23 protein-coding genes are annotated in these 25,638 nt (G+C 69.7%); 14 read left to right on the top strand and 9 right to left on the bottom strand.

Annotation, left to right across the window (positions count from 1 at the left end):
- Nucleotides 1–2 precede the first annotated feature (2 nt).
- From R0232_RS32240 to R0232_RS32225, 4 genes are read left to right on the top strand one after another with little or no spacing between them, the layout of a single operon-like run.
- On the top strand, nt 3–1,388 hold the full coding sequence (locus R0232_RS32240; protein ID WP_431510664.1) for an MFS transporter: 1,386 nt from the start codon (nt 3–5) through the stop codon (nt 1,386–1,388).
- Nucleotides 1,385–2,590 (top strand): CaiB/BaiF CoA transferase family protein, encoded by a 1,206-nt coding sequence (locus tag R0232_RS32235; protein ID WP_431510663.1) that lies wholly within the window; start codon nt 1,385–1,387, stop codon nt 2,588–2,590. Before R0232_RS32240 ends, R0232_RS32235 begins: the two co-directional genes overlap by 4 nt.
- Nucleotides 2,587–3,594: a hydroxymethylglutaryl-CoA lyase gene (locus R0232_RS32230; protein ID WP_209542983.1), complete on the top strand. Its 1,008-nt coding sequence runs from the start codon at nt 2,587–2,589 to the stop codon at nt 3,592–3,594. The genes R0232_RS32235 and R0232_RS32230 overlap by 4 nt, the downstream gene beginning before the upstream one ends.
- Before the next feature lie 46 nt (nt 3,595–3,640).
- Nucleotides 3,641–4,609 (top strand): Bug family tripartite tricarboxylate transporter substrate binding protein, encoded by a 969-nt coding sequence (locus R0232_RS32225; protein WP_431510662.1) that lies wholly within the window; start codon nt 3,641–3,643, stop codon nt 4,607–4,609.
- Nucleotides 4,610–4,676: 67 nt separating this feature from the next.
- On the opposite strand, the gene R0232_RS32220 is transcribed toward R0232_RS32225, so the two are convergent.
- The 3 genes from R0232_RS32220 to R0232_RS32210 all read right to left on the bottom strand — a co-directional run bounded on the left by R0232_RS32220 (nt 4,677) and on the right by R0232_RS32210 (nt 8,597).
- Nucleotides 4,677–6,626 carry a TRAP transporter large permease gene (locus R0232_RS32220; RefSeq protein WP_431510661.1) on the bottom strand — a complete coding sequence of 650 codons (1,950 nt, stop codon included), beginning with the start codon at nt 6,624–6,626 and terminating at the stop codon, nt 4,677–4,679.
- The gene (locus R0232_RS32215; protein WP_208514019.1) at nt 6,623–7,252 is read right to left on the bottom strand and encodes a TRAP transporter small permease subunit; all 630 of its coding nucleotides are present in this window, start codon (nt 7,250–7,252) and stop codon (nt 6,623–6,625) included. The genes R0232_RS32220 and R0232_RS32215 overlap by 4 nt, the downstream gene beginning before the upstream one ends.
- Nucleotides 7,253–7,481: 229 nt before the next feature.
- Nucleotides 7,482–8,597, bottom strand: a complete 1,116-nt coding sequence (locus tag R0232_RS32210) for a TRAP transporter substrate-binding protein (RefSeq protein WP_208514018.1) — start codon at nt 8,595–8,597, stop codon at nt 7,482–7,484.
- Nucleotides 8,598–8,824: 227 nt separating this feature from the next.
- Here R0232_RS32210 and R0232_RS32205 point away from each other — a divergent pair, with 227 nt between their 5' ends.
- Nucleotides 8,825–9,235, top strand: coding sequence for a rhodanese-like domain-containing protein (locus R0232_RS32205; RefSeq protein WP_431510660.1), 411 nt, complete (start codon nt 8,825–8,827; stop codon nt 9,233–9,235).
- Between the two features lie 326 nt (nt 9,236–9,561).
- Here the strand turns inward: R0232_RS32205 and lysM are convergent, their stop codons facing one another.
- On the bottom strand, nt 9,562–10,026 hold the full coding sequence (gene lysM, locus R0232_RS32200; protein ID WP_093354195.1) for a peptidoglycan-binding protein LysM: 465 nt from the start codon (nt 10,024–10,026) through the stop codon (nt 9,562–9,564).
- Nucleotides 10,027–10,160: 134 nt separating this feature from the next.
- On the opposite strand from lysM, the gene R0232_RS32195 reads away from it, so the two are divergent.
- A complete protein-coding gene (locus R0232_RS32195; RefSeq protein WP_093354459.1) occupies nt 10,161–10,943 on the top strand; it encodes a type III pantothenate kinase in 783 nt (260 codons plus the stop codon).
- Between the two features lie 134 nt (nt 10,944–11,077).
- Here R0232_RS32195 and R0232_RS32190 read toward each other — a convergent pair whose 3' ends face one another.
- Nucleotides 11,078–12,343: a DUF445 domain-containing protein gene (locus R0232_RS32190; RefSeq protein WP_431510659.1), complete on the bottom strand. Its 1,266-nt coding sequence runs from the start codon at nt 12,341–12,343 to the stop codon at nt 11,078–11,080.
- 10 nt (nt 12,344–12,353) lie between these two features.
- Nucleotides 12,354–13,520 (bottom strand): acetylornithine deacetylase, encoded by a 1,167-nt coding sequence (gene argE / locus R0232_RS32185; RefSeq protein ID WP_093354197.1) that lies wholly within the window; start codon nt 13,518–13,520, stop codon nt 12,354–12,356.
- A 103-nt stretch (nt 13,521–13,623) separates the two neighbouring features.
- Here argE and R0232_RS32180 point away from each other — a divergent pair, with 103 nt between their 5' ends.
- Complete coding sequence (locus R0232_RS32180; RefSeq protein WP_431510658.1) at nt 13,624–14,829, top strand: glycerophosphodiester phosphodiesterase; 1,206 nt, start codon at nt 13,624–13,626, stop codon at nt 14,827–14,829.
- Between the two features lie 6 nt (nt 14,830–14,835).
- Here R0232_RS32180 and R0232_RS32175 read toward each other — a convergent pair whose 3' ends face one another.
- On the bottom strand, nt 14,836–15,750 hold the full coding sequence (locus R0232_RS32175; protein WP_208514015.1) for a LysR family transcriptional regulator: 915 nt from the start codon (nt 15,748–15,750) through the stop codon (nt 14,836–14,838).
- Nucleotides 15,751–15,859: 109 nt separating this feature from the next.
- Here R0232_RS32175 and R0232_RS32170 point away from each other — a divergent pair, with 109 nt between their 5' ends.
- The 4 genes from R0232_RS32170 (at nt 15,860) to R0232_RS32155 (ending at nt 20,110) form a co-directional block, all read left to right on the top strand.
- Nucleotides 15,860–17,191: a nucleobase:cation symporter-2 family protein gene (locus tag R0232_RS32170; RefSeq protein ID WP_431510657.1), complete on the top strand. Its 1,332-nt coding sequence runs from the start codon at nt 15,860–15,862 to the stop codon at nt 17,189–17,191.
- Between the two features lie 30 nt (nt 17,192–17,221).
- Nucleotides 17,222–17,725, top strand: coding sequence for a nucleoside deaminase (locus R0232_RS32165; protein ID WP_431510656.1), 504 nt, complete (start codon nt 17,222–17,224; stop codon nt 17,723–17,725).
- Nucleotides 17,726–17,798: 73 nt separating this feature from the next.
- On the top strand, nt 17,799–19,001 hold the full coding sequence (locus R0232_RS32160) for a M20 aminoacylase family protein (protein WP_296779144.1): 1,203 nt from the start codon (nt 17,799–17,801) through the stop codon (nt 18,999–19,001).
- Nucleotides 18,998–20,110, top strand: a complete 1,113-nt coding sequence (locus R0232_RS32155) for a M14 family metallopeptidase (RefSeq protein ID WP_431510655.1) — start codon at nt 18,998–19,000, stop codon at nt 20,108–20,110. The genes R0232_RS32160 and R0232_RS32155 overlap by 4 nt, the downstream gene beginning before the upstream one ends.
- Before the next feature lie 24 nt (nt 20,111–20,134).
- Here R0232_RS32155 and R0232_RS32150 read toward each other — a convergent pair whose 3' ends face one another.
- Nucleotides 20,135–21,262, bottom strand: a complete 1,128-nt coding sequence (locus R0232_RS32150) for an ABC transporter substrate-binding protein (RefSeq protein ID WP_093354213.1) — start codon at nt 21,260–21,262, stop codon at nt 20,135–20,137.
- An 81-nt stretch (nt 21,263–21,343) separates the two neighbouring features.
- On the opposite strand from R0232_RS32150, the gene R0232_RS32145 reads away from it, so the two are divergent.
- Genes R0232_RS32145 through R0232_RS32135 form a run of 3 tightly spaced genes read left to right on the top strand, consistent with a single transcriptional unit; the run spans nt 21,344 to nt 24,862 of the window.
- Nucleotides 21,344–23,428: a molybdopterin-containing oxidoreductase family protein gene (locus R0232_RS32145; RefSeq protein ID WP_431510654.1), complete on the top strand. Its 2,085-nt coding sequence runs from the start codon at nt 21,344–21,346 to the stop codon at nt 23,426–23,428.
- Nucleotides 23,425–24,555 (top strand): aminopeptidase, encoded by a 1,131-nt coding sequence (locus tag R0232_RS32140; protein WP_398499200.1) that lies wholly within the window; start codon nt 23,425–23,427, stop codon nt 24,553–24,555. The genes R0232_RS32145 and R0232_RS32140 overlap by 4 nt, the downstream gene beginning before the upstream one ends.
- Nucleotides 24,548–24,862 (top strand): polyhydroxyalkanoic acid system family protein, encoded by a 315-nt coding sequence (locus R0232_RS32135; RefSeq protein WP_057592553.1) that lies wholly within the window; start codon nt 24,548–24,550, stop codon nt 24,860–24,862. Before R0232_RS32140 ends, R0232_RS32135 begins: the two co-directional genes overlap by 8 nt.
- A 12-nt stretch (nt 24,863–24,874) precedes the next feature.
- Here R0232_RS32135 and R0232_RS32130 read toward each other — a convergent pair whose 3' ends face one another.
- Entirely contained in the window at nt 24,875–25,612 is a 738-nt protein-coding gene (locus R0232_RS32130) for an SDR family oxidoreductase (RefSeq protein ID WP_431510653.1), read from the bottom strand.
- Between the last annotated feature and the right edge of the window lie 26 nt (nt 25,613–25,638).

Raw genomic sequence — 25,638 nt, 5'->3', positions numbered from 1 at the left:
CCATGGCTACCCCCACTTCCCTCCTCGACGACGACGGCGCCATCGTGCGCAAGGTCGCGTGGCGAATCATGCCGCTCATCATGGTGTGCTATCTCTTCGCCTTCTTCGACCGCATCAACATCAGCTTCGCCAAGTTCGCGCTGCAGAGCGACCTGGGCCTGAGCGACACCGCCTACGGCTTCGGCGCCGGGCTGTTCGTGGTCGGCTACGTGCTGTTCGAGGTGCCGAGCAACCTGATGCTCTACAAGGTCGGCGCGCGGCGCTGGATCGCGCGCATCATGGTCTCGTGGGGCGTGGCCACCGCGCTCATGATGTTCGTGCAGACCGAGTGGCAGTTCTATGCGCTGCGCTTCGTGATCGGCGCGATGGAAGCGGGCTTCGCACCCGGCGTGCTGTTCTACCTCACGCTGTGGTTCCCCGCCGCGCACCGCGGCCGCGTCACCTCGATGCTGTTCCTGGCCTCGGCCTTCGCGGGCCTGTTCGGCGCGCCCGCCGCGGGCCTGGTGCTCGCGCACTTCGATGGCCTGCTCGGCATGGCCGGCTGGCACTGGCTGTTCCTGGTCGGCGGGCTGCCGTGCATCGCACTCGGCCTGCTGGTGTTCGTGCGGCTCGACGACCGCATCGCCGACGCGCACTGGCTCACGCCCGACGAGCGCACGCGGCTGTCGCAGCGCATCGCCGAGCAGGGTGGCGCTGCAGGTGCCCACGGCTCGCTGCTCGACGCGCTGAAGACGCCGGGCTTCCTCATGCTCGGGCTGATCTATTTCCTGATCCAGGTCGCGTCCTATGGCCTCAACTTCTGGGCCCCGCACCTGATCCGCGCCTCGGGCAGCACCGATCCCACGGCGATCGGCCTGCTGACGGCCGTGCCCTACCTGTGCGGCGCGATCGCGATGGTGGTGGTCGGGCGGCTGTCGGACCGCAGCGGCGAGCGCCGCCGTTTCGTGATCGCGCTGCTGCTGCTCGCGGCCATCGGCTTCTTCGCGGCCGGCCTGTTCGACCACCACACCGACCTGCTGGTGCTCGCGCTGGCCGTGATGGGCGCGGGCGTGATCGCCTCGATCCCGGCCTTCTGGGCGCTGCCGCCCAAGCTGGTGAGCGGCGCGGCCGCGGCCGGCGGCATCGCGCTGATCAACACGCTGGGCCAGCTCGGCGGCATCGTGAGCCCGGTGATGGTGGGCCGCATCAAGGACCTGAGCGGCAGCACCACGCCCGCGCTCTACGTCATCGGCGCGCTGGCGCTGCTGTGCGCCGCGCTGCTGGCCTTCGCGCTGCCCGAATCGCTGCGCCGGCGCGAGCCGCGCCCGTCGGCCGCTTCACGTTCCCCCGCGAGCGGCGCGCTGCATGCGTCCGCCGTCGCCTTCGCCGAGAAAGCCCCCAAGCCATGAACCTTCCCCTGAGTCCCGGCGCGCTGCAAGGCCTGCGCGTCATCGAGATGGGCCAGCTGATCGCCGGCCCCTTCGCCGGCAAGACGCTCGGCGAGTTCGGCGCCGACGTGATCAAGATCGAGCCGCCCGGCAGCGGCGACCCGCTGCGCAACTGGCGCCTGCTGCAGGACGGCACCTCGGTCTGGTGGCAGGTGCAGTCGCGCAACAAGCGCTCGCTGGCGCTCGACCTGCGCAGCGAGGAGGGCCAGCAGATCGCGCGCCGGCTGATCGCCGAGGCCGACGTGCTGATCGAGAACTTCCGCCCCGGCACGCTCGAGGGCTGGGGCATGGGCTACGAGGTGCTGCGCGAGCGCAACCCGGGCCTGGTGATGTTGCGCATCTCGGGCTACGGCCAGACCGGCCCCTACCGCGACCTGCCGGGCTTCGGCGCCATCGGCGAGGCCATGGGCGGCCTGCGCCACCTCACGGGCGAGCCGGGCCGGGTGCCGGTGCGCTGCGGCATCTCGATCGGCGACACGCTGGCCGCGCTGCACGGCACCATCGGCGTGCTGACCGCGCTCTACCACCGCAAGGTCAACGGCGGCCAGGGCCAGGTCATCGACGTGGCGCTCAACGAGGCGGTGTTCAACGTGATGGAGAGCCTGGTGCCCGAGTACAGCGCCTTCGGCGCGGTGCGCGAGGCCGCGGGCAGCGCGCTGCCGGGCATCGCGCCCTCGAACGCCTACCGCTGCGCCGACGGCTACGTGCTGATCGCGGGCAACGGCGACAGCATCTTCCGCCGGCTCATGCAGAGCATCGGCCGCGACGACCTCGGTGCCGATCCCGCGCTCGCGAACAACGCGGGCCGCGTGGCGCGCGTGGCCGAGATCGACCAGGCGATCGAGGCCTGGACGCTGCCGCAATCGGTGGCGACGGTGCTCGAAGTCCTCGGCGCGGCGCGCGTGCCCGCGGGCAAGGTCTACACCGCGAAGGACATCGCCGAGGACCCGCACTACCGCGCGCGCGAGATGCTGCTGCGCCAGGCCACGCGCGACGGCCACGAGATCGAGGTGCCCGGCGTGGTGCCCAAGCTCATGGGCACGCCGGGCACGGTGCGCTCCTCGGCGCCGCGGCTGGGCGACGACACCGACGCGGTGCTCGGCGAGATCGGATTCACATCGGAAGACATCGCCGCCTTGCGCGGCAGGAAGGTGGTTGCATGAACGACGCGGTCTGGAACGGAAGAACATTCGACGGCGATCGCCGCGTGCGGATGTGCGAGGTGGGCTTGCGCGACGGCCTGCAGGTCGAGGCGGCCTTCGTGCCGACCGAGGACAAGATCGCGCTGTGCAACGCGCTCTCGCGCGCCGGCATGGCGAAGATCGAGGTCTCGGCCTTCGTCTCGCCGCAGGCCATTCCCGCGCTGCGCGACGCCGAGGTGGTGCTGCGCGAGATCGAGCGCGTGGACGGCGTGGCCTACACCGCGCTGGTGCCCAACGTGCGCGGCGCCGAGCGCGCCATCGATGCGCGCGTGGACGAGATGAACCTCGTGATGTCGGCCAGCGAGAGCCACAACCTCGCCAACCTGCGCATGATGCGCGAGCAGTCGTTCCGCGCGCTGGCGGAGGTGGCCGCGCTCGCGCGCCAGGCCGGCGTGGCGGTCAACGTCTCGCTGTCGTGCAGCTTCGGCTGCCCGATCGAGGGCGACGTGGCCGAGGCCGGCGTGCTCGGCTGGTGCGAGCGCTTCGTCGAGGAGCTCGGCGCCGGCGGCGTCACCCTGTGCGACACCACGGGCATGGCCTGGCCCGGCCAGGTGCACGGGCTCGCGCGCGCCTTCCTGCAGCGCTGGCCCGGCACCGAGCTCACGCTGCACTTCCACAACACGCGCGGCATGGGGCTGGCCAACGTGCTGGCCGGCATCGACGCCGGCGCGCGCCGCTTCGATGCGTCGATCGGCGGCATCGGCGGCTGCCCCTATGCGCCGGGCGCCACCGGCAATGTCTGCAGCGAGGAGATCGTGCATGCGCTCGAGCTCTCGGGCTGGGACACCGGCGTCGACCTCGCGCGCGTGATCGATGCCGCGCGCCGGCTGCCGGCGCTGATCGGCCACGACATCCCGAGCCAGATCGTGAAGGCCGGCCGCCGGCTCGACCTGCATGCGCCGCCCGCGGACTTCGAGGCCACGCGCGAACGCGCGCTGGCGCGCGAGGCCGCGCGCGCGCACTGAGACCGCTTCGCTTCCCTTTCATTTCACAAGACCAGGAGACATTCGCATGCAACCCCTTCGCTTCATCGCCGCGCTGGCCGCGGCCGCGCTGCTCGCCGGCCCGGCCCTGGCCCAGACCTATCCCTCCAAGCCGATCACGATGCTGGTGCCCACGGCCGCCGGCGGCACCACCGACATCGCCGGGCGCATGCTCGCCGACCCGCTGGGCAAGGCGCTGGGCCAGCCGGTGGTGGTCGACAACCGCGGCGGCGCCAGCGGCGTGATCGCGGCGGTGGCGGTCAAGCGCGCCGAGGCCGACGGCCACACGCTGCTGATGCAGTACTCGGGCTACCACGTGATCTCGCCCCACGTCACGAAGCAGAAGGCGCAGTGGGTGCCCGAGGACTTCCGCGCCGTGGCCAACGTGCTGAGCGCGCCGCAGGTGGTGGTGGTGCGCGAGGGCCTGCCGGTGAAGACCATGGCCGAGCTGATCGCCTATGCCAAGGCCAACCCGGGCAAGCTGACCTATGCCTCCTCGGGCCCGGGCTCGCTGCAGCACGTGACCGGCGCCATGCTCGAGCAGCAGGCCGGCATCCAGCTCACGCACATCCCCTACAAGGGCACCGGCCCGGCGCTGCAGGACCTGCTGGGCGCGCAGGTCGACATGACCTTCGGCACGCCGCCGCCGTTCATGCCCTTCATCCAGTCGGGCAAGCTGCGCGCGGTGGCCGTCACCGGCAAGGCGCGCGTGGCCTCGCTGCCGAGCGTGCCGACCGCGGCCGAGGTCGGGCTGCCGAACCTCGACGCGACCTCGTGGTTCGCGGTGTTCGCACCCGCCAGGACGCCGCAGCCCGTGATCGACAGGCTCAGTGCCGAGATCGCCAAGGTGGTGGCCACGCCGGCCTTCCAGCAGAAGGCCGCCGAGCTCGGCGCCACGGCCGACTACATGAACCCGCAGAAGCTCGCCGACTACAGCAAGGCCGAGTACCTGCGCTGGGGCAAGGTGGTCGAGGCCGCGAAGATCGAGGGCGAGTGAGACCGCGCGCATGGCGGCGGTCGGTGGTCGGCCGCCGCCATGCGTTTCCCCTCCGCCGTCGTCTTCCTCACTTGTAGAGCAGCTGCGGCAGCCACAGGCCGATCTGCGGCCACATGTAGAGCAGGAAGATCGCGAGGACCTGGATGCCCATGAAGGGCAGCATGCCGAGGAAGATCTGGTTCAGCGTGACATGCGGCGGGCTCACGCCCTTGAGGTAGAAGGCCGCCATCGCCACCGGCGGCGACAGGAAGGCGGTCTGCAGGTTCAGCGCCACCAGCAGGCCGAAGAACAGCGGATCGACGCCGAAGTTGTCGAGCAGCGGGATGAAGATCGGCATGAAGATCACGATGATCTCGGTCCACTCGAGCGGCCAGCCGAGCAGGAAGATGATCACCTGGCTCAGCAGCAGGAACTGCACCTTGGTGAGGTTCATGCCCAGCACCCATTCCTCGACCAGCGCCTGGCCGCCGAGCAGCGCGAAGGCGGCCGAGAAGATGGCCGAGCCCACGAACAGCCAGCACACCATCGCCGAGGTCTTGGCGGTGAGGAACACCGACTCCTTGAGCACCGTGAAGTTGAGCCGCCGGTAGGCCGCCGCCAGCAGCATGCCGCCGAGTGCGCCCATGGCCGCGGCCTCGGTGGGCGTGGCCAGGCCCAGCACGATCGAGCCCAGCACCGAGAGGATCAGAAGCAGCAGCGGGAAGAAGGAGGCCAGCAGCATCTTGAAGATCTCGAGCCGCGCGAAGCTCAGGAACAGGTAGAACAGCGCCGTGATCGCGCCGAGCACCGAGAAGGTCGCGACCCACCAGGTGGGCGGCGGCCTGGTGCTGGCGCCGGCCGGTGTGGTCTGCGCGGTCTCTGCGGCGGCGGGCGCGGGCGCCGCCGGCGGTGCTTCGGCGCCCGGCGGTTCGGCGACGGCGCCGGCCGCGGGCTCCTCGCTCGGCGGTTCCTGCAGCCCGCCCTCGCTCGGCGGCTCCTGCAGGCCACCTTCGGCCGGCGGTTCCTGCAAGCCGCCCGAACTGCTGCCGCTGCTGCTGCCGCGCGAGGCACCGATCTCCTCGATGTCGTAGCGCGCCTCGGCCTCGACCGTGGTCACGGCCTTGTAGCTCGACAGCGCGAGCAGCGCGTAGATGACGGCGGGCAGCGCCACGATGCCGAGCTGCTTGAGCACGTGCGAGAACGGCACCTCGCCGTTGCGCTTGCCCTTGAGCAGGCCGACCAGCGCATGCGCCGTCGGGCTGCTCGCGAGCCGCTGCGTCAGCGGCGGCAGCGGCACCACGCGCTCGGCGGCCGACAGCGGCGGCGCCCACTGCGGCTTGAGCTTCGCGATCAGGATCACGTAGAGCACGTAGAGGCCCGACAGCATCAGGCCCGGGAAGAAGGCGCCCGCGTAGAGCTGCACCACCGACACGCCGGCCGTGGCGCCGTAGACGATCAGCAGCACCGAGGGCGGCAGCAGGATGCCCAGGCAGCCGCCCGCGGTGATCGCGCCCGCGGCCAGCGGCACGCTGTAGCCGCCGCGCAGCATCGCGGGCAGCGCCAGCAGGCCCATCAGCGTGACCACCGCGCCGACGATGCCGGTGGCGGTCGCGAAGATGGTGCAGGTCACGAGCGTGGCGACCGCGAGCGCGCCCGGCAGCCGCGCGAGCGCGAGGTGCAGGCTCTTGAACAGCGACTCGATCAGGTTGGCGCGCTCGACCAGGTAGCCCATGAAGACGAACAGCGGCACGGCGATCAGCACGTCGTTGGCCATGGTCTTGTAGGCCGACTGCACCATCAGGTCGAGCGTGCGGTGCCAGTCGCGGTCGTAGGCCAGGAAGGTGAAGAGCATGCCCATGCCCATCAGCGTGAAGGCGGTGGGAAAGCCCAGCATGATCGCCACCACCACGAGCGACAGCATCAGCAGGCCCAGGTGGCCGTTGGTGATGGTCTCGGCGCGCAGCAGCACGGTGGCGCCGCCGATCACGATCAGCGCCATGAAGGTGAGGCCGAACCAGAGTTCGCGGCGGATCTTCATCGCGCGCCCTCCCGTGCCTCGTTGGCGATCACCACGCGGTCGAGCGCGGCGATGTCGGCGTCCTTCACGTGCACCATCTCCTTGAGCTTCTCGACGTCGACCTCCTCGACGTCCTCCTCGCGCGAGGGCCAGGCGCCGTCGCGGATGCACTGCACGCAGCGGATGATCTCGACGATGCCCTGCAGGAGCAGCGTGAAGCCCGCGAGCGGGATGACGAACTTGAACGGATACAACGGCAGCGGCTCGGCCGAGAAGGTCTGCTCGCGGATCGCGAGCGCCTCGCTCGCGTAGATCCAGCCGGCCCAGGTCAGCGCGATGATGCCGGGCAGGAAGAAGACGATGTAGAGCACCAGGTCGACCAGTGCCTGCGTGCGCGGCATGAAGAAGCCGTAGAGCACGTCGCCGCGCACGTGGCCGTTCTTCGAGAGCGTGTAGGCCCCGGCGGTCATGAACATGGCGCCGTAGAGCATGATCTGCGCGTCGAGCACCCAGGCATGCGGCCGGTTGAGTACGTAGCGCGAGAACACCTCCCAGCTGATCAGCAGCGTGAGCAGCAGGGCACACCAGGCGAAAGTCTTGCCGATCCACGTCGAGAACCGGTCGACCGCCAACAGGAAGGATTGCATCGGGACGAACTCCTCGCCAGGCGCTGCGCGTGTCGTGCGCGGCCCGCGCCGGGCGAAATCAGAAATGAGAAGAGGGCACCGGTCGCAATGCCGGGGGCTTCCAAGGGCCCGCGACAGCGCGGCCTGTTCGGAGGCACCCGCGGAACCGGCTTTGCCGGGCCGCTGGGTGCGCCCCCTTGAGGGGGTGTCCGAGCCACACGAAGTGGGCGAGGCTGGGGGTGGACCTATTTCAGGTCTTCTTCGCCTGCCGTCCGAAATAATGGTTGTAGGCCATCTTGAAATCGACCGAGTAGTCGTTCTGCCACTGGCCCGCACGCTCGGCGAAGGCGCGCTGCGAATCGAGCACCTTCTTGAACAGCGGGTTCTCGGCCGACTTCTTCGCGATGGTCTTGTCCCACGAGGCGAGCTGCGCGCGCAGCACCGAGTCGGGCGTCTTGTAGAACTTGATGCCGCTCTTCTTGAGCTCCTCGTAGTCCTTGGAGTTGCGGTCGATCGCCTTCCAGCTCATGTCGGCGCTCGCGGCCTGCGTCGCGTACTCGATCACGGCCTTGAGCTCGGGCGGCAGCGCGCGCAGCTTGGCGCCGTTCCACAGCACCTCGAACTGCTCGCCGCACTGGTGGAAGCTCTGCAGCATGCAGTTCTTGGCCACGTCGGGGAAGCCCAGCACGCGGTCGCTCGAGGCGTTGTTGAACTCGGCCGCGTCGATCAGGCCGCGGTCGAGCGCGGGCACGATCTCGCCGCCGGGCAGCGGGTTCACGGCCGCGCCCATGTCGGTGAACACGTCGACCGCGAGGCCCACGGTGCGGAACTTCAGGCCCTTCATGTCCTCGGCCTTGGACACCGGCTTCTTGAACCAGCCCAGCGGCTGCGTGGGCATCGGGCCGTAGAGGTACGAGGCGACGTCGAGGTTGAGGCTCTTGTAGATCTCGTCCATCAGCGCCTTGCCGCCGCCGTAGGTGTGCCAGGCCAGGATCATGTTGGCGTCCATGCCGTAGCCGGGGCCCGAACCCCAGAGCGCGAGCGCGGAGTTCTTGCCGTACCAGTAGGCGACCACGCCGTGGCCACCGTCGAGCGTGCCCTTGGCGACGGCGTCGAGCAGCTGGAAGGCCGGCACCACCGAGCCCGCGGGCAGCACCTCGATCTTGAGGCGGCTGCCGGCCATGTCGTTGACCTTCTTCGCGTAGTCCTGCGCGTACTCGTGGAAGATGTCCTTGGCCGGCCAGGTGCTCTGGAAGCGCAGGGTGGTGGTCTGGGCCATGGCGACCATCGGCGCCGACATGGCGCCTGCGGCCACCGCGGCGCCCTTGAGCAGGCTGCGACGGCGGGTCGATTTGCTGTCTGTCATGTTGTCTCTCTCCATAGGTCTGACTGGGGAAATCCCAGGCCGCCGTCTTGGAGTTATGGTTGACAGGCCCAAGCCGCCATCTTTGGCGCGCAGCAAAACACGACAAACAGGGTTTTCACGAACCGGTGAAAAATTTCACCATCCGACGGCCACCGGGAACCGGTAAAGATGGCCGCCGCTTCGTGGGAACCCTCTTGCCATCGATCGAATTGGAAGGAATGCAAAAGATGACCGAACCCGTGGGTGAAAAAGGCTATGCCGGCGACGTGACGCCCGAGCAGGCGGCGCAATGGATGGCCAGCGGCGAGGCCGTGCTGGTCGACGTGCGCACCGATGCCGAGCGCGAGTGGGTTGGCTTCGTGCCGGGCGCGGTACCGCTGGCGTGGAAGCAATGGCCGGGGATGGCGCTGAACCCGGGCTTCGACGAGGGCGTGCGCGCGGCTGGCGAGGGTGGGAAGAAGGTGGTGCTGTTGTGCCGCAGCGGTGTGCGTTCGATCGCGGCCGCGAAGCGGGCGACGGAGCTGGGGGTGGAGGCTTACAACATCCTCGAGGGGTTCGAGGGGAATCCGGACGAGAACGGGCACCGGGGTCTCGTTGGGGGGTGGCGCAAGCGTGGGTTGCCCTGGAAGCAGAACTGACTGACTTTCGGGGCGGGCTCACGCCGATGGGGTACTCCCCTCCGCGAATGTCCCCCGCCTTCGGCTCCTCCTTTATTTCGCTGCGGGGAGTACCCCATCGACGTGAGCCTGGACGCAACGGTTGTTGTGCGGGCGGCACCACCGCTGCGTCCCCGTGCACAGGGTATCGGGTGCTTCCCGCAGCGAAATAAAGGAGGAGCCCGAAGGGCGGGGGACATTCGCGGAGGGAAGTACCCGATGCCCTGTGCACGCGCCCCCAACCGTCGAAAGCCCCCAAAAAAAAGCCCCTCGAAAAATCGAAGGGCCCACAAAAACGAAGCGGGGTGTCAGTTCAACGGAGGAATCCGCAGCTTCTGCCCCGGATAGATCTTGTCCGGATGCGACAGCATCGGCTTGTTCGCCTCGAAGATCGCGTTGTACTTGTTGGCGTCGCCGTAGTACTTCTTGGAGATGGCCGACAGCGTGTCGCCCTTGACCACGTCGTGGTACTGCGCGGGCGGTGCCGCGGGAGCGACCAGGTTGTTCTCCACGCTCGTCACGTTGGCCACGTTGCCGGCCGCGAGCGAGGCTTTTTCGCTGGCTTCCTGCGAGGGTGCATTGCCCGCGAGCGTCACGATGCCGGTGCTCGCGACATAGGTCACGGCGAGGTTCGTGAGGCCGAGGTTCTGCGTCTCGATGTAGGTCTTGATGGCGGCCGCGGCCTTGTCGTTGGCATCGGGTTCGGCCGCCTGGGCCGACGAGCCGCCGAACAGCTTCTCGCCCGCTTCCTTGATGAAACTCAACAATCCCATGGTTCTCTCCTTGGTCGGTGGTCGATGGAATTCGCGAATGTAGCGGCGCGCCGGGGTGCCCCCGCGTAGTCCCCGACCGCGACCGACAACACCGCGACAGCAGGAATAGTCACAAAGTCGCAATAATGCCGCGCATGTCCGCAGCCACCGCTCCCTTTCTCGCGATCGACATCGGCAACACGCGCCTCAAGTGGGCGCTCTACGATGCGGCTCGCCCCGGCGCCGCCCTGCTGGCGCAGGGTGCCGAGTTCCTCGATCACATCGAGCGGCTCGCCGACGGCCCCTGGGCCGATCTTCCATCGCCTTCCAGCATGCTCGGCTGCGTCGTCGCCGGCGATGCGCTGCGCCGCCGCGCCGAGGAGCAGGTGGTCGAGCGCTTCGACTGTCCGCCGCGCTGGGTCATGCCCAGCCTTGCCGAGGCCGGCATCGTCAACGGTTACGACCATCCCACGCGCCTCGGCGCCGACCGCTGGGTCGCGATGATCGGCGCGCGCCACCGCATGCTGCGCGAAGGCGCGCCGCGGCCCATGGTGGTGGTGCTGATCGGTACCGCGGTCACGGTCGAGGCCGTCGATGCCGACGGCAAGTTCCTCGGCGGCCTGATCCTGCCGGGCCACGGCATCATGCTGCGCGCGCTCGAGTCGGGCACCGCGGGCCTGCACGTGCCCACCGGCGAGGTGCGCGAATTCCCCACCAACACCAGCGACGCGCTGACCAGCGGCGGCACCTACGCCATCGCCGGCGCGGTCGAGCGCATGGTGCAGCACGTGCGCTCGCACTGCGGCGCCGAGCCGGCCTGCTACATGACCGGCGGCGCGGGCTGGAAGATGGCGCCCGTGATGAACGGCCACTTCGAGCTGGTCGAGAGCCTGATCATGGACGGGCTGCTGGTGATCGCGCAGCAGCGCGCCGGCTGAGAAGGTGTGAATGAACCTGCTGCGCGCCCCGATCTCGCATCTGCGGTCCTCGCCGTACGTCAGTACGGCTCCGGTCCTCGACGCGACCTCGGGGCGCTCGCGACGGTTCCTTCACACCTTCTGAAGCTCGCCGCTCAGGCGCGCAGCAGCTGCGTCGCCGCGTGGATGAGCAGCCCCACGAGCCCGCCCACCAGCGTGCCGTTGACGCGGATGAACTGCAGGTCGCGCCCGATGTTGCGCTCGAGCTCGGCCGTCATCTCCTCGGTGTTCCACTGCGCCACGCGCTCCACGATGTAGCGCCGGATGTCCTCGCGGTAGCGCTCGATCGCGAGCGGCGCCGCGGCCTCGATCTGCTCGTTGATCCAGCGCCGGATCGCCTCGTCGCCCTGCAACCGCTGGCCGAGCGCGGCCGCCATCGACGCGATGCGCCGGCGGATCGTCGAATCGCCGCGGCCGAGGTCCTCGTGCAGCCAGGCCAGCAGCTCGCCCCACAGCCCGTGCAGGTAGTCGCCCAGCGCCGGGTGCGCGATCAGCTCGGCGCGGATGCGCTCGCCGCGCGCATGGAACTCGGGGTCGTGCTGCAGCCGCACGATGAAGTCGTCGACGAAATGGTCGAAGCGCCGCCGCATCGGATGCGCGGGCTCGGCCGCGAGCTCGGCGATGGTGTGGGCCACGGCCGCCACGATCTTGCGCGTGGCCAGGCGCGCCGCCACCTGGTCCAGGCCCACGAAGCGCAGCGTCTTGATCTCGCGCGCAATCGCCTCCGTGATGTGCGCCTGCACCTCCTCGCCGTCGAGCACGCCCGCGATCTGTTCGAGCACCCCGTCGAGCAGCGCCTGGTGGCGCCCGCCCGCGGTCAGCGCGCCCAGCGTCTGGCCCATGAGCTGCGACAGGTCGATCTTCTCGAGCCCGGCCGCGGCGGCCTTGCCGATGAAGTCGCGCACGCGCGCGTCGTCGAAGGCCGAGAGCCCGTAGCGCGTGGCCGCCACGCCCCATTCGCCGAGCCGCTCGCCGCTGGCCGGCCGCGCGAGCCACTCGGCCATGCGGCCGGCCGGATCGAACTCGCGCAGCTTCGCGAGCACCTGTGCGGTGCTCAGGAAGTTGTTGCAGATGAAGCCCGCGAGCTTGGCGCCGATGCGGTCCTTGTTGCTCGGGATGATCGCGGTGTGCGGGATCGGCAGCCCCAGCGGATGGCGGAACAGCGCCACCACCGCGAACCAGTCGGCGATGGCGCCGACCATCGCGGCCTCGGCGAAGGCCGCGAGGTAGCCGAAGACCGGGTGCCGGTCGTGCAGCACCGTGGCGACCGCGTAGAGCGCCGCGGCGGCGCACAGCAGGCCCAGCGCCACGCGCTTCATGCGCCGCAGCGCGTCGTCGCCGTCGGGGGCCGGGGTCGTCAACGCAGCCTGTTCAGCCGATGGCCGGCGAGGACGCCAGGCGGTGCATGAACAGCTCGCAGCGCGCGAGCTGGTCGAGGCTCACGTACTCGTCGGGCTGGTGCGCCTGCTCGATGCTGCCGGGGCCGCACACCACGGTGGGGATGCCGGCGTTCTTGAACAGGCCCGCCTCGGTGCCGAAGGCCACCAGCGTGGTGCGCTCCTCGCCCGCCAGGCGCTGCGCGAGCTTGGTGATGGCGTCGTTGGCGCTGCCGAGGAAGCTCGGGATCTCGCAGATGGTGTCGAAGCTGAAGCCGGCGTCGGGCGCGACCTTCTTCATCGCCGGCTCGAGCGAGCCCGCATAGGCCAGCACCTCCTGCTGCATGCGCTTCGCGTCGGCCGTCGGCAGGTCGCGGAACTCGTAGCGGAACTCGGCGTCGCGCGGCACCACGTTGTCGGCGATGCCGCCGTGGAACTGGCCCACGCTGGCGGTGCTGAAGGGCACGTCGAAGCCCTCGTAGCGCGGCTCGTCGCGCTCGAAGCCCTCGGCCATGTCGCGCACCTTGCCGATCACGCGCGCGGCCATCTCGATGGCGTTGACCGACTTCGGCGTGAGCGAGGAGTGCGCCTCCTTGCCGCGCACGCAGCACTTGTAGCGGTACACGCCCTTGTGGGCGATGGCCGGCACCATGCTCGTGGGTTCGCCCACGATGCAGGCCAGCGGCTTGATGCCCGCGTCGCGCATGTCGGCGATCAGCTCCTTCACGCCGAAGCAGCCGATCTCCTCCTCGTAGCTGAACGCGAAGTGCACCGCGAAGGGGGCCTCGCTCTCGAGGAAGCGGTGCGCATTGGCCAGCGCCACCGCGATGAAGCTCTTCATGTCGGCCGAGCCGCGGCCGTACAGGCGCCCGTCGCGCACCGTGGCCGAGAGCGGGTCGACGCTCCAGTCCTGGCCGTCCCAGGGCACCGTGTCGGTGTGGCCCGAGACGATCACGCCGGCCGGCTTGCCTTCGCCCAGCGTGGCGAACAGGTTGGCCTTGGTGCGTTCGGCGTTGTAGGTGATGCGGCTCTTCACGCCGAGGGCGGCGAGATGGGCCTGCGCGAAGTCGATCAGCTGGAGGTTGCTGTTGGCGCTGATGGTGTTCATGCGCACCAGGGCCTGGGCCAGCGCGAGGCTTTGGGGGGAAAGCGTGTGGGACATGCAACACATTCTCCCGGAACTCGGCGCGGCGCGTGCACGGCGGTCGAGGTCGTCACACGAAGCGGATACCCTGCGCCTTCCTTTTGGACGGAGAAACAGGATCATGCGCACTGTTCGGATCGTTTTCAACGCCACGGCCCTCGCCACCGCCACCCTGGTCCTCGCCGCCTGCGGCACCATCGGTTCCGGCGGTCCGGGCAAGCTGCTCACGCTCGACGGCAAGCCGCCGCTGGTCATCGCGCACCGCGGCGCCTCGGGCTACCTGCCCGAGCAGACGCTCGAGGCCTATGCGCGCGCCATCGAACTGGGCGCCGACGTGATCGAGATGGACCTGGTGTCGACCAAGGACGGCGTGCTGATCGCGCGCCACGATCCCAACCTCGCGATCAGCACCGACGTGGCCAGGCACCCGCGCTTCGCCGCGCGCAAGAAGACCATCAAGGTCGACGGCGAGACCCAGACCGGCTGGTTCAGCAACGACTTCACGCTGGCCGAGATCAAGACCCTGGGCGGCATCTCGACCGATGCCGAGCGGCCGCAGGAGTTCAACGGCAAGTTCAAGGTCGTGACCTTCCAGGAGATCATCGATTTCGCGAAGGCCAAGTCGAAGGAGACCGGCCGCACCATCGCGATCTATCCCGAGACCAAGAACCCGACCTACTTCCGCGACCTCGGGATGCCGATGGAGGACAAGGTCATCGCCGCGATCAACGCGGCCGGCTGGAACAGCAAGACCGCGCCGATCTACGTGCAGTCCTTCGAGCCCGGCAGCCTCAAGTACATGAAGAGCAAGGGCCTGAACACGAAGATCATCCAGCTGATCGACGGCGACGGCATCGACCTCAAGACCGGCGCCATGACCTATGCCGTGCCGGTGGACCGCCCCTACGAATGGACCAAGGCCGGCGACAAGCGCAACTTCGACGTCATGGTCACGCCCGCGGGCCTGGCCGAGATCAAGACCTATGCCGACGGCATCGGGCCGTGGAAGCGCTACATCGTGAGCATCAAGGGCACCATCGGCCCCGACGGCAAGCCGGTCGACGTCGACAAGGACGGCAAGGTCAACGATGCCGACGCCACCTCGATGGCGCCGACCACGCTGATCGCCGACGCCCACAAGGCCGGCCTGTTCGTGCACCCCTTCACCTTCCGCGACGAGTCGCGCCGCCTCGCGTCCGACTACAAGAAGGACGGCAGGAACGAGTACCGCCTCTACTACCAGCTCGGCGTGGACGGCGTGTTCACCGACTTCACCGACACCGCGCTGGCCGCGCGCGCCGAGTACCTGAAGAGCATCGGCCGCTGAGGTCGTTCAGAAGGCGGTCGGATGGCCGCCGCTGTCGGTCTCCGACACCTTGAGGCGCGCGAGTTCGTCGCGCAGCCAGCCGCCCGCCTGGCCCAGCGGGCGCGCCTTGTTCCACAGCAGGTCGACGCCCAGCAGCCAGTCGGTGTGCGGGTAGGCCTCGAGCTGCAGCTCGACCAGCTCGCCCGCGGCCAGTTCGCGCCGCACCAGCAGGCGCGGCAGCGTGGCCCAGCCCAGGCCCGCGTGCGTCATCTCGAGCAGCGCGAGGTAGCTCTCGGCGCGCCAGCAGCGCGTGGCGTCGAGGTATTCGGTGGTGGGCAGCCGCTCGCTGTGCGCGCTGAAGGCGAGCCGGCGGTGCCGGTGCAACTCGCCGAAGCTCACCGTGGGCAGGGCCGCGAGCGGATGCGTGCGCGCCGCGACGTGCGCCATCACCAGCTTGCCCATCTGCACGAACGCCAGCTCGCGCGCATAGCCGGGCTGCGCGAAGCCGATGCCCAGCTGCGCCTCGCCCTGGCGCACCAGCACGCTGACGTCGCCGTGCAGCGGATGCCGCACCTCGAGGTCGACATGCGGGAAGCGCTCGGCGAAGGCCGAGAACACCGGCATCAGCACGTTGTAGGGAATCTCGATCGCCAGCGTGAGGCTGGCCTCGACCGCGTCGGCGAGGCTTTGGGCATGGCCCTCGAGCGCGAGGCAGCGGTCGAGCACGCCGTGGGCTTCGCGCAGCAGGCGGCGGCCGGCCTCGGTCAGCGCGGGGATCTTGGTCGCGCGGTCGAACAGCGCCACGCCGAGGTCGACCTCGAGGTTGCCGATGGCCGCGCTCACGGTCGACTGGGTCTTGCCGAGCTGGCGTGCCGCCGCCGAAAAGGAGCCGGCGCGCGCCACGGCGGCCAAGGTCTCGAGCTGGTCCAGCGAATAGCGCACGGTCCGTCTTCCATCGAAAAAAACGATCGATATTAACTTTGACCCATGACGGAGGAAATCGATCATCCGGCCGCGACCCGACCCACAACACCAACGCGGAGACTTTTCGATGACCCTTTCTTCCGGCGTCCACCCCGTGGACGAAGTGCTGCCCCCGCAGCAGATGGCCAGCTACGGCCTGCAGCACGTGCTGGTGCTCTACGCGGGCGCGGTGGCGGTGCCGCTGATCCTGGGCGGTGCGCTCGGCCTCACGCCCGCGCAGGTCGTGACCCTGATCAACGCCAACCTGCTGACCTCGGGCATCGCCACCCTGATCCAGACCCTGGGCTTCTGGAGGTTCGGCGCGCGGCTGCCGCTGGTGCAGGCCTGCTCGTTCATCGCGCTGGCGCCGATGATCATGATCGGCAAGGAGTACGGCCTGCCGCACGTGTTCGGCGCCGTCATCGCGGGTGGCGCGATCACGGTGCTGCTGGCACCGGCCATCAGCCGGCTGCTGCGTTTCTTCCCGCCGGTGGTGATCGGCAGCCTGATCACCGTGATCGGCATCTCGCTGATGCCGGCCGCCGCGATCTGGCTCGGCGGCGGCAACCCCGACGCGCCGGACTTCGGCAGCGCGCCGAACCTGCTGCTGGGCCTGGCCACCGTCGCCATCACGCTGGGCATCTATGCGCGCTTCGGCGGCTTCGTCGGCAACCTCGCGGTGCTGCTCGGGCTGGTGGCGGGCACGGCGATTGCTGCGGTTTTCGGGCTCACCGATTTCGCGCAGGTGGGCCACGCGGCATGGTTCGAATTCAGCGCGCCCTTCGCCTTCGGCCTGCCCGCGTTCGGGCTGGCACCGATCCTGATCATGACGCTCGCGATGATGGTCATCATGGCCGAGACCACCGGCAACTGCCTGGCCATCGGCCAGATCGTCGGCCGCCCCGCGACGCCGGCCACGCTCGGCAACGCCTTCCGCGCCGACGGGCTGTCGACCATGATCGGCGGCGTCTTCAACAGCTTTCCGTACAACGCCTTCACGCAGAACACCGGGCTGATCGCGCTGTCGGGCATCAAGAGCCGCTACGTGGTGGCATCGGCCGGCGCGATCATGGTGCTGATGGGCCTGTTTCCCAAGCTCGGTGCCCTGATCGCCTCGGTGCCGCGGCCGGTGCTCGGCGGCTGCGCGATCGTGATGTTCGGCATGACCACGGTGGCGGGCATCCAGGAACTCTCGCGCGTGCGCTTCGAGGGCACGCGCAACGCGATAGTGGTGGCGGTGTCGGTCAGCGTGGGCGTGCTGCCGATGTCGTTCCCGGCGCTGTTCGCGCAGGCCGCCGGGCCGCTCAAGCTGGTGCTCGAGAGCGGCATCTTCCTGGCCGCGATCACGGCGGTGCTGCTGAACCTGCTGCTCAACCGCGGTGCCGCCGAGCAGGAAGCACCGGCGGCCGCGACGCACTGATCCCAGACCTTCACAATGAATTCCACCGACATGAACACAGCTCCCTCCCTGTCCCCACGCGACCTCGAACTGCTGCGCATGACGATCGCGCTGTCCGAGGAATCGAAGGCCCGCGGCCGCCATCCCTTCGCCGCGCTGGTGGCGAACGAGCATGGCGAGGTCGTCGTCACGGCCGGCAACAACTCGATGCCGCCCGAGGGCGATCCCACGCAGCATGCCGAGCTGGTCGCGGCCGCGCAGGCGGCGCGGCTGCTCACGCCCGAAGCGCTCGCGCGCTGCACGCTCTACACCAGCGCCGAGCCCTGCTGCATGTGCGCCGGCGCGATCTACTGGACCAACATCGGCCGCGTGGTCTATGCGCTGTCGGAGCACGCACTGCTCGGCCTCACGGGCGACCATCCGGAAAACCCGACCTTTTCGCTGCCCTGCCGCAAGGTCTTCGTGCGCGGCCAGCGCCGCATCGAAGTGATCGGGCCGCTGCTCGAGGACGAGGCGGCCGCGCCGCACCGCGGCTTCTGGCACGACGGCCCCTGAAGCCCGTGGATCGGTGTTTTCCGACGTGCCCGGAAATGCCTTAGTGGATAGACTGGCGTTTTGAGAGCAAGCCATGAAACTCATCGATTCGCTCGTCACGCAGGCGGCCGGCATCGCCGCCGTCCGACGTGACCTCCACGCCCACCCCGAACTCTGCTTCGAAGAAGTCCGCACCGCCGACGTGGTCGCGGGCAAGCTCACCGAATGGGGCATCCCGATCCACCGCGGCCTCGGCACGACCGGCGTGGTGGGCATCGTCAAGAACGGCACCAGCAACCGCGCGGTCGGCCTGCGTGCCGACATGGATGCGCTGCCGGTCACCGAGCTCAACACCTTCGCGCATGCGAGCAAGCACCACGGCAAGATGCACGCCTGCGGCCATGACGGCCACACGGCGATGCTGCTTGCCGCGGCGCAGCATCTGGCGAAGCACCGCAACTTCGACGGCACGGTCTACCTGATCTTCCAGCCGGCCGAGGAGGGCGGCGGCGGCGCGCGCGAGATGATCAAGGAGGGGCTGTTCGAGCAGTTCCCGATGGACGCCGTGTTCGGCATGCACAACTGGCCGGGCATGAAGGCCGGCCAGTTCGCGGTGAGCCCGGGCCCGGTGATGGCCTCGGGCAACAAGTTCTACGTCAACGTGGTGGGCAAGGGCGGCCATGCGGCGCTGCCGCAGACCGGCATCGACCCGGTGCCGATCGCCTGCGAGATCGTGCAGGCCTTCCAGACCATCCTCACGCGCAAGATGAAGCCGACCGACTCGGCCGTGATCTCGGTCACCACCATCCATGCCGGCGAAACCAACAACGTGATCCCCGACAACTGCGAGCTGTCGGGCACGGTGCGCACCTTCTCGCTCGAGGTGCTCGACATGATCGAGGCGCGCATGAAGCAGATCTGCGACCACATCTGCGCGGCGCACGACGCCACCTGCGAGTTCCGCTTCGAGCGCTACTACCCGCCCACCATCAACACCGAGGCCGAGGCCGACTTCGCGCGCCGCGTGATGGGCGGCATCGTCGGCCCCGAGAACGTGCTCAAGCAGGAAGCCGCCATGACCTCGGAAGACTTCGCCTTCATGCTGCAGGCCAAGCCCGGCGCCTATGCCTTCATCGGCAACGGCGACGGCGCGCACCGCGACGTGCACCACGGCGAGGGCCCGTGCACGCTGCACAACGCCAGCTACGACTTCAACGACGACCTGATCCCGCTAGGCGCCACCTGCTGGGTGCAGATCGCCGAGCAGTACCTCGCCACCGGCGCCGCTCGGAAATGATCGGCATCGGCGAGGCTTTCGCGCCGCGCTATGCGCAGGCGCGCCAGAAATTCCTGCAGGCCTGCCTGAGCGCGGGCCTGACCGTGGAACCCCATCTGCTGCCGATGCGCGGGCGCGACGGCGAGGAACTCTCGTGCGACGTGGCCTTCGACGGCGCGCCCGACGCCGACCGGCTGCTGATCCTCAGCAGCGGCTGCCACGGCGTGGAAGGCCACTGCGGCAGCGGCGTTCAGGTGTTCGCGCTGCACGACGCCGAGTGGTGCGAGAAGGCGCGCTCGGCCGGCGTGGCGGTGCTCTACGTGCATGCGCTCAATCCGCACGGCTTCTCGTTCGGCCGCCGCGTGACGCAGGAGAACGTCGACCTGAACCGCAACTTCGTCGACTTCACGCAGCCGCTGCCGGTCAATGCCGCCTATGCCGAACTGCATGCGCTGCTCGTGCCCGACACCTGGCCGCCCACGGCCGAGAACCAGGCCGCGGTCGATGCCTGGATCGAGAAGAACGGCATCGGTGCCTACCAGACCGCGGTGAGCGGCGGCCAGTACCAGTTCGAGGACGGCCTGTTCTTCGGCGGCAAGGCCCCGACCTGGAGCCACCGGATGATCCGCGCCGTGCTGCGCCGCCATACGCGGCGCACGCGTCGGCTGGCCTGGATCGACCTGCACACCGGCCTGGGCCCGAACGGCATCGGCGAGCGCATCTTCGCCTGCCGCGACGACAAGATCGCCTACGAGCGCGCCAACGCCTGGTGGGGCAACGGTGCCGGCCAGGCCGACGCGGCGCCGGTCACCTCGATCTACGACGGCTCCTCGACCTCGGCGCTGCTGCGCGGCCTGATGTGGGATGCCGTCTACGACGAATGCCCGCAGGCCGAGTACACCGGCATCGCGATGGAGTACGGCACCGTGCCGGTGCTCGACGTGCTGACCGCGCTGCGCGGCGACCACTGGCTGCATCGCCATCCCGAGGCGCCGGCCGACCTGTCGGATGCGATCCGCCGGCGCACGCTCGAGGCCTTCTACACCGACACCGATGCCTGGCGCGGCCAGATCGTGAGCCAGGCGCGGCAGGCCATGTTCCAGGCCGCCGACGGGCTCAGCGGGCGCTGAGCCGCTCGAACCGGGCGGACCGCTTCAGGTCCGCACCTTGCCGTCGCCCGTGAGCATCGAGAGCTCGACGAACTTCGAGCCCACGTGGTTCTTCGCCGAGAACGAGACCTCGAAGCCGCCGAGCTGCAGCCGGTCGATGCTCTCGAGGCCGGTGATCAGCCCTTCGCGCGACAGCTTGCCGGGCGCCTTGCGCAGGCCCTCGACCAGCACCTTGGCCGCGAGATAGCCCTCGAGGCTCGAGAAATTGGCGCTGGCGCCGTTGCCGGCCTTGCGCACCGCCTCGGTGAACTCGCGCGCGATCGCGTTGGCCTGGCTGTAGGGCGAGGGCACGACCTGGGTCACGAGCACGCCCGCGGCCTCCTTGCCGAGCTCGTCCGACAGCGCCTGGGTGCCGACGAACGAGAGGTTGAAGAAGGTGCCGCCGAAGCCGGCCTTGCGCGCCTCGCGGATGAAGGCCGCGCAGGCCTTGTAGGCGCCGACCTGGACCACCGCGTCGGGCCGCGCCGCCAGCAGCGTCTTCACGGCCGGCGCCACCTCGGCCGAGTTGCGCTCCACCGTGGCCTGCGCGATCGGCTTGAGCTGCTGCTCGGCCAGCGCCAGCGTCACGCCGTCGAGGCCGGCCTTGCCGTAGGCGTCGTTCTGGTGGAACACCGCGATCTTCTTCAGGCCCAGGTGGGTGAGCTGCCTGACCATCAGCGCGGTCTCGTCGTTGTACGAGGCGCGCAGGTGGAACACGTTCTTGTGGAAGGGCTCGCGCAGCGCCATCGCGCCGGTGAAGGGCGCCACGAACGGCACCTTGTCCTTCACCGCCAGCGGCAGCGCCGCCAGGCTGGTGGGCGTGCCGATGTAGCCGAACAGCGCGAACACGTCCTCGTCGATCAGCTTCTGCGTGTTGGCGGCGCAGCGCTCGGGCTCGTAGCCGTCGTCGAGCGTCTTGATCTGCACCGCGCGGCGGCCGGACTGGGCGTTGTAGGCGTCGAGGAACACCTTGGCGCCCTGGTGGAACTGGATGCCCAGCTGCGCCGCCGGGCCGGTGAACGGCGCCGACTGGCCGAGCACGATCGGGCCGTCGCCCTGGGCCCGGGCGACGGCGGCGAAACCGCCGAGCGCGGCGGCACCGGCCGCCATCGAGAAATGCCTGCGATTCATCATTGCGAAAACCCCCTCCTGCCATACGTCATGCGCCGAACCCGCCGCATGCCCTGAAAACGCCAAAAACTTTAGACTCGCCCGATGGCCCACGCCTCGAACGACACCCCCCACGACTCCTCGCCTGCCGCTGCCGCCACGGTGCTCGGCGCCTGCCCCCACGACTGCCCGGACACCTGCGCGCTCGTCACCACCGTCAAGGACGGGGTGGCGGTCAAGCTGCAGGGAAATCCGGCCCATTCGCACACGGGCGGCGTGCTGTGCACCAAGGTGTCCCGCTACATCGAACGCAACGACCATGCCGAACGGCTGGTCCAGCCGCTCAAGCGCGTCGGCCCCAAGGGCAGCGGCCGCTTCGAGCCGGTGAGCTGGGAGGCCGCACTCGACGGCATCGCCGCGCATCTTCGGTCATTGCAGGCCGATCCCGACAGCATTCTCCCCTACAGCTATGCGGGCACGATGGGCCTGGTGCAGGGCGAATCGATGGACCGGCGCTTCTTCCACAAGCTCGGCGCCAGCCTGCTCGACCGCACCATCTGCTCGATGGCCGGCGGCGAGGCCATGGTCCACACGCTGGGCGGCAAGGTCGGCATGCGCATCGAGTTCTTCGCCGAGGCGAAGCTGATCCTGATCTGGGGCAGCAACTCGATCGCGAGCAACCTGCACTTCTGGCGCCATGCCCAGGCGGCCCGGCGCGCCGGTGCGCGGCTGGTGTGCATCGACCCGCGCCGCACCGAGACCGCCGACAAGTGCGACGAGCACATCGCGCTGCTGCCGGGCACCGATGCCGCGCTGGCATTGGCGCTGATGCACGAGCTGATCGTGCACGACTGGCTCGACCACGACTACATCGCGAACCACACGCTGGGCTGGGAGCAGCTGCGCGAGCGCGCGCTGCAATGGCCGCCCGCGCGCGCGGCACGCGTGTGCGGCGTGCCCGAGGAACAGATCGTGGCGCTGGCCCGGGCCTATGGCACCACGAAGCCGGCCGCGATCCGCCTGAACTACGGCATGCAGCGCGTGCGCGGCGGCGGCAACGCGGCGCGCGCCGTCGCCTGCCTGCCGGCACTGGTGGGCGCCTGGCGCGATCGCGCGGGCGGGCTGCTGCTGAGCAGCTCGGGCCATTACCCGGTCGACCGCGCCGCGCTGCAGCGACCCGACCTGCTGGCGGGCCGCCGGCCGCGCACCATCAACATGAGCACCATCGGCGACGCGCTGCTCGACACCGCGAAGCCGGTCCAGGCGATCGTGGTCTACAACAGCAACCCGGTGGCGGTGGCGCCCGAATCGGCCAAGGTGGCGGCGGGCTTCGCGCGCGAGGACCTGTTCACCGTGGTGCTCGAGCAGTTCCGCACCGACACCGCCGACTACGCCGACTACCTGCTGCCGGCCACCACGCAGCTCGAGCACTGGGACATCCACTGCAGCTACGGCCACACCGACGTGCTGCTGAACCGCCCGGCCGTGGCACCGCGCGGCGAGGCGCGCAGCAATGCCTGGGTGTTCCGCGAGCTGGCGCGCCGGATGGGCTTCGACGAGCCCTGCTTCGCCGAGAGCGACGAGTCGCTGTGCCGCACCGCCTTCGCCGAGGGGAGCATCGACTTCGCGCAGCTGCTGGCGCAGGGCTTCACCAGCGTGAAGCTGGCCGAGGCGCCGTTCGCCGAGGGCCGCTTCCCCACGCCCTCGGGCCGCTGCGAGTTCTACAGCGCGCGCCTGGCGGCCATGGGCATGGACGGCCTGCCCGACCACGTGCCCAACTGGGAGCCGGCGGGCAGCTCCACCGAATTCCCGCTCGCGATGATCTCGCCGCCGGCGCGCAACTTCCTCAACTCCACCTTCGTCAACGTGACCAGCCTGCGCGCGATCGAGGTCGAGCCGCTGCTCGAGATCCACGCCGACGACGCGGCCGTGCGCGGCATCGAGGACGGCGCGCTGGTGCGCGTGTTCAACGGCCGCGGCGAGCACCGCTGCCGCGCCGAGGTCTCGCGCCGCGCGCGCCCCGGCGTGGTCAACGGCATGGGCATCTGGTGGCGCAAGCTCGGCATGGACGGCACCAACGTCAACCAGCTCACGAGCCAGCGCCTGACCGACATCGGCCGCGGCCCGACCTTCTACGACTGCCTGGTCGAGGTCGAGCGCGTGGCCGGCACGCAGGCGGCGACGGCGTGAGGGCCGCCTCCATCGCGGTGCTGGCCGGCGCGCTGCTGCTCGGCGGCTGCGCCGACCTGCGCTACTACTGGCAGTCGGCCAGCGGCCACATCGGCATCATGCGCGCCGCCAAGCCGGTGCCCGACTGGCTGGCCGATCCCGCGGTGCCCGCGGCCCTCAAGGCCAAGCTCGAGCTCACGCAGCGCATCCGCCGCTTCGCGAGCGACGAGCTGGGCCTGCCCGACAACCCCAGCTACACCGCCTACGCCGACCTGCACCGCGCGGCCGCGGTGTGGAACGTGGTGGCGGCGCCGCCGTATTCGCTCACGCTCAAGAGCTGGTGCTTCCCCGTGGCGGGCTGCGTGGGCTACCGCGGCTACTACAGCGAGGAGGCGGCCAAGGCCGAGGCCGAGGCGCAGAAGCGGCAGGACCTCGAGGTCTCGGTCTACCCGGTGCCCGCTTACTCCACGCTGGGCTGGATGAACTGGGCCGGCGGCGATCCGCTGCTGTCGACCTTCATCGGCTACCCCGAGGGCGAGCTCGCGCGGCTGGTGTTCCACGAGCTCGCGCACCAGGTGCTCTACGTGGCGGGCGACACGGTGTTCAACGAGTCCTATGCGACGGCGGTCGAGCGCATCGGCGGCGCGCTGTGGCTGCAGCGCGAGGCCGGCGAGCCGGCGCGCCGCGAGTACGCGCAGTTCGACGCCCAGCGCCAGCAGTTCCGCGCGCTCGCGCTCGACACCCGGCGCGCGCTCACGCGCGTCTACGAATCGCCCGAGGCCAAGGCCCAGGACTGGAAGGCCGTGGCCGCGATGAAGCAGGCCGCGATGGACGACTTCCGCGCCCGCTACGCGGCGCTGCGCGAGGGCTGGGCCGGCCCGCGCCAGCATGCCTACGACGGCTGGGTGGCGCGCGCCAACAACGCGGCCTTCGGCGCGCAGGGCGCCTACGACGACCTGGTGCCGAGTTTCGAGGCGCTGTTCGAACGCGAGGGCAGGAGCTGGCCGCGCTTTTACACTGAGGTCCGCCGCATCGGCCGGTTGCCGACCATGGAGGAGCGCCGCCAGGCGCTCGCCACGGCCAGCGGCATCCTGCAGACGCGGCGCGGCCGCGGCCACGACAACAACGGAGAACACGACGGTGCCTGACATCCATATCGAACGCCAACACACCCTGGGCATCGCCCGCGCACGCCAGGTGGCACGCAAGTGGGTGCGGCAGGCCGAGCAGGAGTTCGGGCTCGATTGCGTCTACACCGAGGGCGAGGAGCGCGACGTGGCGACCTTCACGCGCGCCGGCATCGACGGCACGGTCGAGGTGACGGCCCAGACCCTCACCTTCGATGCGACGCTGGGATTCCTCTTCAGCAGCTTCAGCGAAATGATCGAGCAGAAGATCAGCCGCAACCTCGATGCGCTGCTGGGGCCGGCCGAGGGCGGCAACCGCTTCGCCTGAAGCGCCGCCGTTTCAGGCGATGGTGTAGCCGCCGTCCACGGGCAGCGCCGCGCCGCTGATCATCGACGCGCCCTCGCTCAGCAGGAAGAGGATCGGCGCGACCACTTCCTCCACGCGCGCGAAGCGGCCGAGCGGAATGCCCGCGATGGCGGCCGCGCTCTTGGCCGGATCGGCCCAGGCCTGCTCGGCCATGGGCGTGAGCGTGACCGTGGGATTGACGCTGTTGACGCGGATGCCGTGCGGCCCGAGCTCGAGGCACAGCGAGCGCGTGATCGCATCGAGCGCGGCCTTCGAGGCGCAGTAGCAGAGGTGCGCATCGAGTGCGACCAGCGCGGCCTGGCTCGAGACATTGACGATGCTGCCGCGCACGCCGGCCGCGGCCATTGCCTTGCCGCAGCGCGCGGCGACCAGCGCGGCGGCACGCGCATTGACGGCCATGACGGTATCGAAGCTCCGGGCCTGCAGTTCGAGCGCCGGTTCGAGCAGCGCGATGCCGGCGCAGTTCACCACGAGGTCGAAGGCGGGGAACTCGGCGAATGCCTGGTCGAGGGCTTGGGGGTCGGCCACGTCGAGCACTCGCGGTGTGCAGCCTGCCTGCGCTGCCAGTTCGTGAAGTGCCTCGGCGTTGCGGCCCACGGCCGTCACGGCGGCGCCCGAGCGCGCGAGCCGCGTGGCCACGGCGTGGCCGATGCCGCTGCTGGCGCCGGTGACCAGGGCTTTGCGGTTGCTGAAATCGAAGGTGAGGGTCATGTCGGGTGGCTCTTGTTCGGGGGGCG

Origin of the sequence: Variovorax sp. DAIF25, assembly GCF_050711835.1 — a bacterium.
Classification (GTDB): domain Bacteria; phylum Pseudomonadota; class Gammaproteobacteria; order Burkholderiales; family Burkholderiaceae_C; genus Variovorax.
The sequence above is the reverse complement of the archived record's forward strand: the minus strand, read 5'-3'. Positions and strand labels throughout refer to the sequence as shown.